Genomic DNA, 14275 nt, shown 5'->3' with positions numbered 1-14275 from the left:
AGCGGTTCGGTGGGACGGGTGATGTTCGTCGGGGGGTGCGGGGCGCTAGGGGCCCGCGTCGGTCGGCAGTTCGTCGTAGGCGCTGAGCGTCTGCACCTGGGTCTCGGTAAGGGCGCCCTGGTAGACCCACACGTCGTCGATGGCGTCCGGCCAGAACTCGCCGCCGCCGGTGCCGGCGAACCGGTTCCGGCCGAGCTGCAGGCCGCCGCCCGCCGCTCGGAAGCCGGTCACCTGGCCTTTCTCCGCCACGACCTGCTCCAGCCGACCGTTGACGTACAGGCGCATGCGGTCCCGCAGGCCGTCGTAGACGATCGCGACGTGGTTCCAGTCGTCCTCGAAGACCGAGCTGGACGCCACCAGCGGCGTGGTCCCCTGCTGGTCGGCGTTGTTCATCTCGATCTGCCAGTCGCCCTGCTCTTCCGGGTCCTCGCCGGGCACGTACCGCAAGACGAACGCGTTGGTGTTGGCGCCGGGCTGCGAGAACACGGTCGCCTTCGACTGCGGGCGGCCCGGCGAGCGGACCCAGCCCGCGACGCTGAAGCTCTCGTCGGTGTTCACCACGGGCGCCTGCGTCTCGGCGAAGGCCCCCGCGACCGGGTCGAGTCGCAGGCCCGCCGACGAGGCCCCGTAGTAGAAGCCCGCGCCCGGATCGATGGTCGCGCCGTTGCGCAGGGCGAGGCTCGGCGCTCCTTCGGGCTCGCCGCTGCCGTCGGCGTTGAGCTTCCACCGGGCCTTGAGCGCCGGATGCTGCTTGACGAGCTGTTCGACTTCTGTGGCTCCGAGGACGCGGTCATAGACCCGGACGTCGTCGATCAGCCCGGGGAAGTGGTCGACCTTGTGGCCCTGCCACAGCGACCGGCCGATCTGCAACCCGCCGGTGGCCTTCCACACCGAGGTGACCTCGGCGCTGTAGTTGCTGGGAACGCCGTTGACGAACAGCCTCATCCGCCTGGTGTTGGCGTCCCAGACTCCGGCCAGATGGGTCCAGACCCCGGCCTGCGCGGTCTCCTTCGACCACGACGGGAAACTCAGGCCGTCCGGCTGATCGGAATCCTCGGCGAACCGGGTGAAGACCCACTTGCGCTGGACTGGGTCGTATTTGAGATAGAAGCCGCTGCGATAAGTGCCGTCCTGGCTGAGCACCGACAGGTGCCGTCCTGAGTCGAACGAGTCGACCCGCACCCAGGCGGCCACCGAGAAGCTGCGGCTCGTGTCGACCACCGGCCGGTCGGTGCTCACATATCCCGTGGTGCCGTCCAGCTGGAGGGCGGTGCGGTCCTGACCGGGATGCCCCAGGGACGCTCCCCCGGTGAACGTGGCCTTGACCGGCGCGACAGGACTGTAGGCACGACTCGAGCCCTCGTCTTCATCCAGGCTCCAGTGCGCTTTGAGTCCGTCGACCGGCGGATCGGTCCCCTCGGCCAGTCGGTGGGCCTCGTCGTCCGTCAGCGCACGCTGGAACACCTTGACGTCATCGACGGCTCCGGGCAGGTGGTCGAGCTGCCAGCCCAGCCACTTGGCCCGGCCGATCTGCAGCCCGCCGTCGGCGTGCCAGACCTTCTCGACCTGGTTGTTGCTCTCGATTCCGGGTTCGCCGTCCACATAGATGCGCATCTTGCGGGACTCGTGGTCGTAGACCCCCACCAGGTGGGTCCACACGCCGAAGGCGGCGGGGTTCTTCGACCACGCGGTGGACCAGGCCTTGTCGTCCACGTCGGAGTCGGTCCACGGCCGAGCGAACACCCATTTCCTGGAGCCGACGTCGTAGCGGAGGAAAAAGGCGCTCTTATAGACGCCTTCCTGGCTGAGCACCGTGTAGTACTTGTCGGGATCCGTCGCGTCCAGGCGAACCCACGCCGAGACGCTGAAGCTTTGATCGGTCCGGATCACCGGCAGGTCCGTCTCGGCGTACCCGCTGCTTCCGTCCAGGGTCAGCGCGGTCCCGACCTTGCCTTGGCCGCCGAGCCTGGCGCCGCCGCGGACGTGCACCGCCGTTCCGGGAGTGTCCGCGGTGACCTCGGACGTCCCCGGGTTCTCGTCGAAGCCGAACCGGGCCGCCGCTTCCGCTCCCGTCCTTGCCCAGAATTCGTAGGTGGTGGGCGCGCCGTTCTGTCCGGCCTTGGTGAAGGCCTGCGCCTCCAGGATGTTCGGCCCCGAACGCGTCGGCGTCACCGTGATCTGCCGGGCCGCGCCGTCCGTCGTCGCCACCGAGGGCAGCGGCTCACCATTGAGCTTGATGTCGTAACGTGCGGCGGCCTTGGCCGGGTCGCTGATGGTGAACGTGCCCGGCTCGCCCACTCCGCCGTGCCAGGTCTGGTCATCGGGGTAGTCGGTGGAGGAGATCGTGGGGGCCGCCGGAATCGACGGGTCGTAGTAGAAATAGCAACCCGTTTGTGCGCCGTCGTAGCTCCACGGTCCCCACTGCACGCCGTCCCAGGCGCGCACGCCCCATCCGATCAGCTTCTTCTGCGGGATCGTGGTCGGCAGCTTGATCTGGTGCCGGCTGCCCGACGTCAGCGGCGGCGTCAACGACGACGTCCACTTGGGTCCCCAGTCCGAGCCGTCGGCCTTGTCGGCCCAGTGCAGTGTGAACTGGGCCTGCACCTTGTTGGCGTCCTCGGTGTCGGGGTCCTTCAGATACGCGTACACGGTCGGCACGTCGTTGACCCAGCCCGCCTGCGGACGGTCGACGCACTTGGTGCCCGGGCTGGCGAACATCGTCTCGGTGTCGGGCTGGTACGGCGGCCGGTTGTACTGGATCTTCAGGTAGGCGTCGTCGGCGAACCGCTTCCACCACGACATCGACGACTCGCTGTACGCCCGGAGCCCGAAGGTGATCGTGGAGTAGCCGTTGTTCACCGCCGACTGCACATGCGAACGCAGCGCGGACCCGCCGAACTCCACCGGCGTCTTCGAGCAGTACGCCACGTCCCGCGAGGTGAGATGCTCATTCCAGGCGTTCGCGGTGTTGTTCCAGGTCGCCGAGGAGCTCAGCGCGCTGGTGCGCCACAGTTGCACAGAGGTGGGGTTGTCGCAGTCCCACGCGTCGGTCTCGTAGGCCACGAACTCGGCCGACTCGATGTACCGCCCCTTGATGGACGGCAGCTTCATGCGGAAGAAGATGCGCTTGGTCTGGTCCTTCACGCATCGGCTGTCCTTGGCCACCTCGCAGCGGCCGACGCCTTCCGTCGCGTTGCCGGCGAACTTGTAGTAGGACTGGTTCGGATAGCCCGAGGACACCATGGCCCATGAGGACGCCTTGTTCGTGGTCCACACCGGGTCGATGTAGACCGGGAACTTGGTGTCCGGTGCCGTCAGCAGGCCGCGGTCCGGGATCAGCGAGAGTTCGCCGTCGTTCAGATCGACCTTCACCGGCGCGACCTTCGCGCCGGCTCCGGGGCCTTTCGCATGGTCTTGACGTGTCGCCGCCGCGCGCGCCTGCGGGGACGGCGCCTGCGGCTGGGACGAGTCCCACATGACCGGTGCGGGTGCTTCGAACACGGGGCCGCCCGCCGTGCCTTGGGCCGTCAGCAGGCCGGAGGCGGACTGGTCGACCGTCAGGCGCGAGGTGCCGAGCTTGAACGCCAGCTTCGCCAGGCGGGGGTCTTTCGCGGCCTCGGCGGTCTTGACGACCAGGGTGTGCGTGAAACCGTCGGCCAAGGCACGCAGCCGCAGGTCGACATCGGGCCCCAGCACTCCCCTGTAGATCGCCGTGTCGCCGTCCAGCACGGGCTCGGGCAGCGTTCCCGGCCAGGTCAGCGACATCGCCCGCCCCGCTCGGGACATCCGAACGAGCGGCCCCTTGCCGCCGCCGGAGAACCGCAGTCCCACGCTGGACGCACCCGGCACCACCTCTGCTCCGGAGCGCCTCAGTCCCGTGTCGATCGGTACCCACCGACCGTTCTTGCGGGTTCGCACCGGTCGCAGGTGCTCGGTCACTTCGAAGCGGCCCGTCGGCAGGGCGTGCACCGTCCGGTGCTCACCGCGCTGAGCCAGCACCTCGACCGGCTTGCCGGAGGCGCGCGCCGCCGCGAGGGCTTCGGCTTCGGTCGCGGCCTCTCGCTTCGGTTGCTCATCCGCCCTCGCCGAAGGCGACGACACGGCGATCCCGACCGGCGACAGCAACGCCGCCGCCGTCGCGACCGCCGTCGTCATCCGCAGTGCAGACGAAGTCGTCACACGCCGCCGACCGGGCACGCACGCTCCCCACAACATCAAGATCACCACAGGCTGCCTTGATCATGGGGATCGACCGGCGGTCGGACGAGCACGGTTTAATAACAACGCAAATCAGGACAGGCCACACAAAGTCCGGCAAAACACAAAAGCTCAGGCCAGCGAGCTGGTTTACCGACCAGAGTGACCACATCAGGTCAAACGGCTGGTTCTCCCGCCATCCGGCTCCGCAGGCCGGCGCGCTGGGCCATCGACGTGCGGTCCACAGCCAGGCGTTCCGCCCCACGCGTCGGCACGTGCTGAATCGACGCTGCCGACCGGCGAGGCGTACTCAGGATTTACCGCGACGCCGGCTGCCGGACAGAGCGGATTTGCGTGAGAGCGGTTCTGAGACGGGTTCTCAGCCAACGCTGACCTGGTTGTTCGACCAATCGATAGACCAGGTAGGCCAGGAGCAGGGCCACGGCGACGGCGATGGCGAGGACCTGCCATCTGCCGTACTGGGGGTAGAGGTAGTGGGTCACCGGACGCAGGACCGTGAGGTGGACCAGGTAGAGGGGGTAGGTGAGGGCCCCGAGGACGGTCAGCCGACGCCAGCGGATCCAGTCCAGACGATGAGTCGCCACCAGGGCCATGGTGAGGAAGATGGCGGTGATGACGGCCGGCGACACGTATTCATGGACGCCGTGCCAATAGAGCCAGCGCTCGATGTGCCGTGGCCAGTACGCGGTCGCCAAGGCCCAGCTCGCGGCCACCAGCAGCCATGGAACGATGTTCGAGCCGTAGGCGTAGATGAGGAAGAACGCCATGCCGGCGATGAAGTTCGGCGCCCAGTCGGGAATGAGCAGTGCCTTCAGCAGCTGCGAGTCGCCTTCCTGGGCGTACAGCCCCAGGAGCAGCCAGCCGATCATGAAGGCCACGCACCGGTTGTAGGTCACCCCGCGCCAGACCAGCAGGGCGATGAGCGCGTAGAAGTGCAGTTCTACCCAGAGCGTCCAGTAGAGGCCCTCCATATGGCTCACCCCTGCACCGCGCTGCAGCATGGTGAGATTGGGCAGGAAACGCTGCCACATGTTCTCCGTGCCCGGACCGTACTCCGCGTACAGGCCGGTCGCCGCGAACACGGCAAGGGCGAAGGCCACGCTGAACCAGTAGGCGGGGAAAAGCCGGGAGACACGGGAGACGGCGAAGTCCCCGGGCGTTCTTCCCCAGACGCTCATCAGGATGACGAACCCGCTGATGATGAAGAACAGATCAACGCCGTACTGCCCGAACCGGGTGAACCACAGTTCGGGGAAGAGCTCGCGCGGGTCCTGTCCCCACTGCCTGCGGTCTGCGACACCGGTGAAATGGAAAAGCATCACCGCGGAAGCAGCCACGAAACGCAGCAGGTCCAGGACTCGAAGCCTGCCCTGCGCCGCGGGTGTCGAGGAGGCGAGGGCTGGCGCCACTTGTGCGGCGGGACCTTCCGGAGTCATTGAAAACCTGCGTCTCGAAGTATCTCCATGGTGGCCCGCGGTCGGGTTCGAACGCCTGCCCACAGGCCATGGCGCAAACCGCGGCGCAAGACGGCGCGATCCGTGGACCGCAGGAACGTCAGAATCCAGCGACGAACGGTGGAGGCGCCGTAAAGAAGGCGTTCGGTCGGAGAAAGCCCGGAGCTGCGGGTGAACAGCCAGATCTTGTTGCGGACCTCGTAGAAGAAGCGCTCACCGGGATCGGCGTCGGTCCCCCCGAACGTCTTTGTCTTGTGGACGACCACGCTGCCGGGGCACAGCACCCCGCTCCGTCCGCGCAGCAGCCGCGTCGTGAATTCGAAGTCGTCGTTCCAGAGGAAGTAGTCGGCGATCGGCAGCCCGCGCTCGCGCACGACCTCCGCGTCGACGAGAATCGAGACGAATGACGCCGACCTGATCGGCACGCAACCCGCGCTCCGGGCCGCCTCGCGTTCCCTCCGGCCGGCGTTCGCTTTCGCCCGGGGAGTGTTCATCGGGTGCTCGCGGCCGTCCGTCCACACGACACGGCTCGCGACGAGCGTGGGCGGGCCGGGCACGCGTTGCCGCGCCGCCAGCAGCTCCTGGAGCGCGGTCGGCTCGGGCACCGTGTCGTCGTCCATCGCCCAGACCAGGTCGGCCTCCAGGTCGAGGGCACGGGCGAAGCCGGCCGCGAAGCCGCCGGCGCCGCCGGTGTTGCCGGTGAGGGCGAGCAGGTCCGCCGTGGGGAATCGCGTGCGCACCAGGTCGGCCGTGCCGTCGGTGGAGGCGTTGTCGACCACGAGCACGGCGTCGGGACGGCGGGTCTGGGCACCGATGGCTGTGAGCGCCTCGATGAGCAGGTCGCGCCTGTTGTGGGTGACGACGACGGCGACGACACGCGGATCACCCACGACCGCCGCCCCCGAGGCGGCCGGCGGCGCGGCGCAGCGGCGACGGCTTGGCGGACACGGTCGAGGCGACTCGAGACAGCTGCTGGCGTACCTGCGCCAGTTCCCGTTTGAGCTCGGCGATCTGGGCGCGTTGACGCGCCGCGGCCAGGTCGTTCAGCAGCATGTGCATCAGCTCGATCGCCGCCGCGGTCACGGCCGCGGGTTCCACGGCGTCGACGACGGGGCGCTCATCGAGATCCGGCAGCAGATCGTCGAGGTCGCCGACGATGTGATAGCCGGCCGCTCGCAGGCCCTCCACCAGCTCTTCGGAGCGGTCCCGCAGCCACGCGTGGTGCCGGGCGGGGACGACGATCTCGATCTTTCCGGGCCGGGCGCTGAGCACCTTGTTGGCGAGGTGCCGCCGGACCAGGGGCTCGTAGCGGCGTCCGAGGGAGGGGCCGATCTGCCCGTTGAGAAGGCGCAGCAGTTCCGCCTCCACGAAGCCCAAGACGGGCTCATCACGGACTGCGGCGATGTCGCACAGCTCGGGCGGGATGTCGACGAGTTCGGCGAACCGGCGCCACAGGACCTCACCGGCGGCCGGTCCCTGCGGCGCGGTGACGACGTGCACCTGTTCCGGCGGCACCACCGCGCCCCAGGTCTCCAGCACCCGGACCGGGTCGTGCAGACCCCAGAACATCTCGCCGAACGGGGCGGGGGCCTCGATCCCCTTCGTCACCAGGTCGTCGACGAAGCGGTCGAAGGTCACGGTGTGCTGGTGCTTGATCTGCTCCTGCCAGTCGGCGGCGAGCTGCCGGGCCAGGTCGCGGGCGGTGAAGACGACGTGCACCCGGCCCGGTCCGAGCGAGGCGACCGCGCGTTCCGCCTGGACCTTGGACGCTCCGCCGAGCAGCTCATGGGAGAAGACGGCCATGCGGCCGTCCCAGTCGCGCACCCGCTCGGCCACACGATCCCACGCGCCGTCCCAGGCGGGATCGCGGCGTCCGCCCCACGCCATCTCCCGCAGGTCCATGGTTGCGGCGAAATGCTCGTGCGGATTGCGCAAGGGATAGCAGACGCCGTGCTCGGGCAACGCGGATGCGGCATGCCACAACGCATCCTGCAACGCCCCCGCTCCGACGAGCGGGGCGCCCACATGCAGGAAGATCTCTTTCATGGTCGGTCCCGCCTTGCCGTCTGCCCGGGGGCGACGGGACACGTTCGCGCCCCAGGGCTTGGGTCACTTCTCCGATGCCGTGGCACGCGGTTCCCTCTCACGCCGCGCCTCGACGAGACGCCAGTACCTCTCCCGGGCGCGCATCACCAGGGGATACCGTTCGCTGAGGTTCCGGACGACTTTCTTGATGGCCGGGGTGGTGGCCTCCTCGAGGTGCGCCGCGTCCCTGTGCATCTCGTCCAGTTGCCTGAGCAGCGCCCCGACTGTCTTGACGTCCAGCACCTCGTCCCGTCCGCGGCCGTCGGGAGCCGCCCCGGCATCCGCCCACGCCCGCACCATCGCGGCTGCCGCATCCACCGCGGCCGCCATGACCTCCTGCTCGCCGACGGCGTCGGGGTCGATGCCCTTGGCCTCGCCCGTCTCATCCGGGACCAGCTCGTCCAGGTCCCCCACGACCCGGTAGCCGGATCCGGCCAACGCCTCGACGATCTCCCGCGAACGCTGCACCACCCACGGTCGGTGCGCGTCGGGAAGACGAAGACGCTGTGCGCCTTCGCGGGAGGTGAGCACCGATTGGGCGAGATAATGCTTGACGTGGTCGTCGTGCACCTGCCACTCGACGTCTTCGCGCGTGGCGAGGTTGAGCCGCCGAATGACCTCGGTCTCCGCGGCGCCGAGGGACGGGTTGCCGAACGCGCCGGAGGTGTCGCAGCGCGACGGGTCGAAGCCGATGACCTCACTGAAGCGCTCCAGCAGCAGGCCACTCGGCGCACCCGGCCGGGGAAGCGTGACGACGTGCACGCGTTCGGCCGGGATCCCCTGTCCCCAGCGGGCGAGCACGTCGGGCGCATCCTGCATACGCCAGAACTCACGGACCCAGTGCGACAACCCCGGGCGGTGCGGATCCCGCAAGCCTTCGACGTACTCGGCGAACGTCAGCGAGCAGCGGTTCTTGACGTCCTCCTGCCAGTGCGCGGGAATCTGCCGGGCCAGATCGCGCGCCGTGTAGACCAGGTGGACCTCGGCGAAGGACAAGTCGTTCAGCGCCCGCTCGACATGATGCGGGAACGCCGAGGCCAGCAGTTCCTGAGAGATCACCGCGCACCGGCCGCGCCACCCGCGGATCTCGTCCACGAGGCGGGGCCAGGCGCCGTCGGTGACCGGATCCCGGATGCCGTCGAAGAACGCCTCACGCAGGTCGAACGCCGCCCAGACGTGCGAGGCCCTGTGCTCCCCCGGATACAGGACGCCCTGTTTCCGCAGCGCTTCGCGGTTGTGCCACAGCACGTTCTGCAGGTATGTGGTACCGCTCTTGGGAGCACCCACATGAACGTAGACCACCGAGGTCACCGGTCATCACCTACAGAACCCTTGAGTGAACCGTTCAGAGCAGGACCTGCACGAGCATGGCTCGGGCCGCTTGACCGCCGTCATCGCGCCGAACGCGCCGCACGGGACTCGACCAGCGGGTATCTTAGCTGCGCACTCGCCCTAAAAGTCCCGTTCTTTCCAACAAGACGTGCAGCGCGCCGGACCGCACGGGGGTGGGAAGCGGGCTGGTCAGGCCGACAGGGACGCCGTCGTCTTCGGGGAAGCACGTGAATATTGATCTTGTAGTGGTCGGATCCGGTTTCTTCGGTCTGACCGTGGCCGAGCGGTGCGCGCGCGAACTCGGACTGCGCGTCCTGGTTCTGGAGCGGCGCGACCACATCGGCGGAAACGCCTACAGCGAGCCCGAACCCGAAACCGGCATCGAGATCCACCGTTACGGCGCCCACCTGTTCCACACCTCCAACAAGCGCGTGTGGGAGTACGCCAACCGCTTCACCGCCTTCACCGGCTACCAGCACCGGGTCTTCACCGTCTTCAAGGGCCGCGTGTATCCGATGCCGATCAATCTCGGCACCATCTGCTCCTACTTCGGACGGGTCTTCACCCCCGACGAGGCCCGCGCACTGATCGCCGCGCAGGCCGCCGAAGTGAGCGACCCGACCAACCTGGAAGAGAAGGCCATTTCGCTGATCGGGCGGCCGCTGTACGAGGCGTTCATCCGCGGATACACGGCCAAGCAGTGGCAGACCGATCCGCGGGAGCTGCCCGCCGAGATCATCACGCGGCTGCCCGTCCGCTACACCTTCGACAACCGGTACTTCAATGACGCCTACGAGGGACTGCCGGTTGACGGCTACACGGCCTGGCTGGAGCGGATGGCCGACCACCCGGCCATCGAGGTGCGGCTGAACACCGACTTCTTCGATCTGCGCGACGACATCGTCGGCAACGTGCCGGTCGTCTACACCGGCCCGCTGGACCGCTACTTCGGCTACAGCGAGGGCGAGCTGGGCTGGCGCACCCTCGACTTCGAACTCGAGGTCGTGCCCACCGGCGACTTCCAGGGCACCGCGGTGATGAACTACGCCGACGAAGACGTGCCGTTCACCCGGATCCATGAGTTCCGTCACTTTCACCCCGAGCGCACTCACTATCCGTCCGACCGGACCGTCATCATGCGGGAGTACTCCCGGTTCGCCGCCCGCGGCGACGAGCCGTACTACCCGATCAACACTCCGGAGGACCGGTCCCGGTTGCTGCGCTACCGGGACCTGGCCAAGAGGGAGGACGGCGTCTTGTTCGGAGGGCGACTGGGCACGTACAAGTACCTCGATATGCACATGGCCATCGCGAGTGCGCTCAACATGGTCGATAACCGGATCCGGCCCCACTTCACCGAAGGGGCCCGGTTCGTCAGCGAAGGGACCGACGAATGACCACAACGGCTGACGCAGCCCGGGGCTCCGGCGGGACCGCACAGGACGGCGGCGGCACGACCGCACGGGTCGAGGACGGGGCCGGACAGGGCAGCGGCGATGGCCTTCGCGTCCTGCACCGCGTCGTCATGCCCGTCGACCCCGACCAGGACATCCTCAAGCTCTACATCGAGGGCAACGTCGTCCGCACCCCTGCGGCGGACGGCATCGACGTGGACGAGCCGGACGCCTCCGATCGGCCCGACTACCAGCCCGCCGAGCACTGGGACGGCTCCGACCGCGACCACGACGGCGCGGACCGGCGCAGCGTGGTGGTGCCGGGCGGCCGCCGGGTGTCGTTCTTGACGTACTTCAACGCCTTCCCCGCCAGCTACTGGCGCCGGTGGACCGCGCTGGACGAGGTGATCCTGCGGATCCGGGTGCGCGGCGACGTCAAGATCCTGGTGTACCGGTCGAACTCCAAGGGGCACTCCCAGCGCCTGGAAGCCGTCGACGTGCGTTCGACGGCCACCGAGGAGCGCCGCTTCCGGCTGCCGCTCAAGCCGTTCGTGGACGGCGGCTGGTATTGGTTCGAGCTGGTGGCCACGCAAGGTCCCGCCGTGCTGGAAGCCGCGGAGTGGTGCGCCGAGACCGACGTCCCGCAGGGCCGCACCAGCGTCGGCATCACCACCTACAACCGCCCCGACTTCTGCGTCCAGCAGCTCCTGGCGCTCGGCAAGGCCACCGACGTGCTGGAGGTCATCGACGAGATCTTCGTCATCGACCAGGGGACCGACCGGGTCGAGGACCATCCCGACTACGCCGACGCCGCCAAGGCGCTGGAAGGCAAACTGCGCATCATCGACCAGGGCAACCTGGGCGGCTCGGGGGGCTTCGCCCGCGCCATGGACGAGACGGTGCGGTCGGGCTCCAGCGACTACGTCCTGCTGCTGGACGACGACGTGGTCACCGAGCCCGAAGGCATCCTGCGCGCGGTCACTTTCGCCGACCTGGCGCGCAAGCCCACCATCGTCGGCGGCCACATGTTCAGCCTCTACGACCGATCGGTCCTGCACGCCTACGGCGAGACGCTGGCGCCCTACCGCTGGTTCTGGGGGCCGGCGCCGCACACGTTCCACGGGCACGACTTCGGCTACCACAGAATGCGCGAGACGCACTGGCTGCACCGCCGCATCGACGTGGACTACAACGGCTGGTGGATGTGCCTGATCCCGGTCAAGGTGATCAAGGACATCGGCCTGTCCATGCCGATGTTCATCAAGTGGGACGACGCGGAGTACGGGGTGCGGGCGCGCGCCGCGGGCTATCCCACAGTGTCGCTGCCGGGTGTGGCGGTCTGGCACGTGCCGTGGCACGACAAGGACGACACCATCGACTGGCAGGCGTACTTCCACGAGCGCAACCGGCTCGTCTCGGCGCTCCTCCACTCGCCCTACGACCGCGGCGGCAACCTGCTGAAGGAGAGTCTGTTCGTCTCCATCAAGCACGCACTGGCCATGCAGTACTCGGCGGCGGAGCTGATGCTGATGGCCATCGAGGACGTGCTGCGCGGCCCCGAGCACATGCACGAGTCGATCGTGTCGAAGATGGACGAGATCCGCGCGGTGCGGGCGAAGTTCCCCGACTCCAAGTACCGCGAGGATCTGGAGGACTTCCCCGCGATCCGGCGTCGCAAGCCGCCGCGCAAGGGCCGCGAGGCGGAGCCGCCGGTCGGCCGCAAGGGCATGATCAAGGCCGCGATCGTCGGAGGGCTCAAGCAGATGCGCCCCGTGGACGACTCGGCGTTCCGCAACCCGCAAACGCTCGTTCCGCACATCGACCTGCGCTGGTGGCGGCTGTCGCGGTTCGACAGCGCACTGGTGTCGGCCGCCGACGGCACCGGTGCCGCGTGGTACCGGCGCGACCCCAAGGAGTTCCGGTCGCTCATGGTGCGCACCAACGCCCTGCACGCCAAGCTCTACAAGGAGTGGCCGCGACTGGCGAAGCGGTACCGGGCGGCGCTGGCCGAGCTGACCTCTCCGGAACGGTGGCGCGAGACGTTCGAGGCCTCGCGCCGGCGGTCATGAGCGGCGCCAGGGCCGCGGGCGGCGCGGCGGCGGAGGCCCCCTCCTCCGACGGCGGACCGGTGCCCGTCCCGGGGGCGGCGCCCACCGACGTGGACATGAGCGGCATGTACGACCCGGCGGGCTCCGGCGGTCTCCGGGAGATGCTTCGCCGGCGTTATCTGCTCCGGCTGCTGCTGCGCCGCGAGCTGAAGGCGCGCTACAAGGGGTCGCTGCTCGGCCTGGGCTGGTCGTACGTGCGGCCCGCGGTGTACTTCTGCGTCTACTTCTTCGTCATCGGCGTCTTCATGGGGATGGACCGGGTCATCGAAGACTTCCCGGTCTACCTGTTCTCGGCGATGGTGCTGGTGAACCTGTTCACCGAGACGCTGACGTCCGCGACCCGGTCGGTGCTGCACAACGCGCCGCTCGTGCGGAAGGTCTTCCTGCCGAGGGAGCTGTTCCCCACCGCGTCGCTGCTGGTGTCGCTGGTCCACTTCCTGCCCGGCCTGGCGATCCTGGTGATCGCCGCGATCGCGTCCGGGGCGCGGCCGTCGCCCTCGACTCTGGCCGGCGCCCTGGTCGGCTTCGCCATCGTGGTGCTGCTCGGCATGGGGCTCGGGCTGCTCTGCTCCGCGATCACCGTGTTCTTCCACGACATGGAGCAGGTCGTGGACATCTCGATGATCGTGGTGGTGTGGTCGGTGCCGATGATCTACCCGTGGACCCACGTCCGCGACAGCGCGCCCGACTGGGTGCTGGACCTGTATCTGGCCAACCCCCTGGTCAGCGCCGTCACGCTGTTCCAGCGGGCGTTCTGGCTGCCGGGTACCCGCGGCGACATGCCGCCCGTGCCGCACCTGACGGCCCATACCCTGGCGTCGCTCGCGTTCGCCGTGGCGATGCTGCTGTTCGGTCAGTGGATCTTCGCCCGCCTGCAGAGCCGATTCGCTCAGGAGCTGTGATGGCCGCGCCCGCTCCCTCGATCATCGTGGACTCCGTCAGCAAGCGCTTCACCCTCCGTCACGCGCGCTCGATCAAGGACATGACCATCCGAGCGGTGCGTCGGCAGAGCCTGTCGGAGACCTTTCACGCCCTCGAGGACGTCAGCCTGACCGTCCACCCGGGGGAGACGGTCGCCCTCATGGGCCTCAACGGCTCCGGCAAGAGCACCCTGCTCAAGCTGATCTCCGGGGTGATGACGCCGGACAGCGGCACCGTGCGGGTGCGCGGCCGGGTGGCCGGGCTGATCGATGTCGGCGCGGGCCTGCATCCGGAGCTGACGGGCCGGGAGAACGTGTTCCTCAACGGCGCCATTCTCGGCATGACGCAGGCGGAGATCCGCCGCAAGTTCGACGAGATCGTCGAGTTCTCCGGGGTCGCGCGGTTCCTGGACAACCAGGTGAAGTTCTATTCCTCGGGAATGTTCATGCGGCTGGCGTTCTCCATCGCCGCGCACACCGATCCCGACATCTTCCTCATCGACGAGGTGCTCGCCGTCGGGGATCCGCCGTTCCGGGAGAAGTGTCTGCAGCGGATCCGCCGCCTGCGGGACGAGGGCCGCACCATGGTGATCGTCGCCCACGACATCCAGATGCTGACGAAACTGTGCGACCGGGGGGTCATGATGCGCTCGGGCCGGAAAGTCTTCGACGGGGACGTGGCGAAGGCAGGCGAGATGTGGCGCCAAGACCGGCAGCGGCCGCGTCCGGCATCGCAGCCGGTCGGCTGAGGGCGACGCATGCCT

9 protein-coding genes are annotated in these 14275 nt (G+C 68.5%); 4 read left to right on the top strand and 5 right to left on the bottom strand.

All coding sequences use genetic code 11. The features are described from left to right. Positions 1-45: 45 nt before the first annotated feature. From AR3_RS00695 to AR3_RS00675, 5 genes are all read right to left on the bottom strand, one after another. Positions 46-3831, bottom strand: a complete 3786-nt coding sequence (locus tag AR3_RS00695; RefSeq protein WP_146150289.1) for a LamG-like jellyroll fold domain-containing protein — start codon at positions 3829-3831, stop codon at positions 46-48. 683 nt (positions 3832-4514) lie between these two features. Beyond that, positions 4515-5627 (bottom strand): acyltransferase family protein, encoded by a 1113-nt coding sequence (locus AR3_RS00690; RefSeq protein ID WP_067906821.1) that lies wholly within the window; start codon positions 5625-5627, stop codon positions 4515-4517. 23 nt (positions 5628-5650) lie between these two features. Continuing rightward, positions 5651-6562: a glycosyltransferase gene (locus AR3_RS00685; protein ID WP_067906819.1), complete on the bottom strand. Its 912-nt coding sequence runs from the start codon at positions 6560-6562 to the stop codon at positions 5651-5653. After that, a complete protein-coding gene (locus tag AR3_RS00680; protein ID WP_146150288.1) occupies positions 6555-7718 on the bottom strand; it encodes a hypothetical protein in 1164 nt (387 codons plus the stop codon). Before AR3_RS00680 ends, AR3_RS00685 begins: the two co-directional genes overlap by 8 nt. Before the next feature lie 63 nt (positions 7719-7781). Continuing rightward, positions 7782-8852 carry a hypothetical protein gene (locus AR3_RS00675; protein WP_146150287.1) on the bottom strand — a complete coding sequence of 357 codons (1071 nt, stop codon included), beginning with the start codon at positions 8850-8852 and terminating at the stop codon, positions 7782-7784. 482 nt (positions 8853-9334) lie between these two features. Between AR3_RS00675 and glf the strand changes: the two genes are divergently transcribed. The 4 genes from glf to AR3_RS00655 are packed head-to-tail and all read left to right on the top strand — an operon-like array spanning position 9335 to position 14260. Then, positions 9335-10486, top strand: a complete 1152-nt coding sequence (glf, locus tag AR3_RS00670; RefSeq protein ID WP_245637839.1) for a UDP-galactopyranose mutase — start codon at positions 9335-9337, stop codon at positions 10484-10486. Further along, positions 10483-12552, top strand: coding sequence for a glycosyltransferase (locus tag AR3_RS00665; RefSeq protein WP_083950784.1), 2070 nt, complete (start codon positions 10483-10485; stop codon positions 12550-12552). Before glf ends, AR3_RS00665 begins: the two co-directional genes overlap by 4 nt. Beyond that, positions 12549-13493 (top strand): ABC transporter permease, encoded by a 945-nt coding sequence (locus tag AR3_RS00660; RefSeq protein WP_083950783.1) that lies wholly within the window; start codon positions 12549-12551, stop codon positions 13491-13493. The genes AR3_RS00665 and AR3_RS00660 overlap by 4 nt, the downstream gene beginning before the upstream one ends. After that, complete coding sequence (locus AR3_RS00655) at positions 13493-14260, top strand: ABC transporter ATP-binding protein (protein ID WP_067906811.1); 768 nt, start codon at positions 13493-13495, stop codon at positions 14258-14260. The genes AR3_RS00660 and AR3_RS00655 overlap by 1 nt, the downstream gene beginning before the upstream one ends. Positions 14261-14275: the final 15 nt, after the last annotated feature.

The organism is Actinomadura rubrobrunea NBRC 15275, assembly GCF_001552235.1.
In the GTDB taxonomy this organism is placed as follows: Bacteria; Actinomycetota; Actinomycetes; order Streptosporangiales; family Streptosporangiaceae; genus Spirillospora; species Spirillospora viridilutea.
This window is presented reverse-complemented; position numbering and strand designations above follow the sequence as displayed.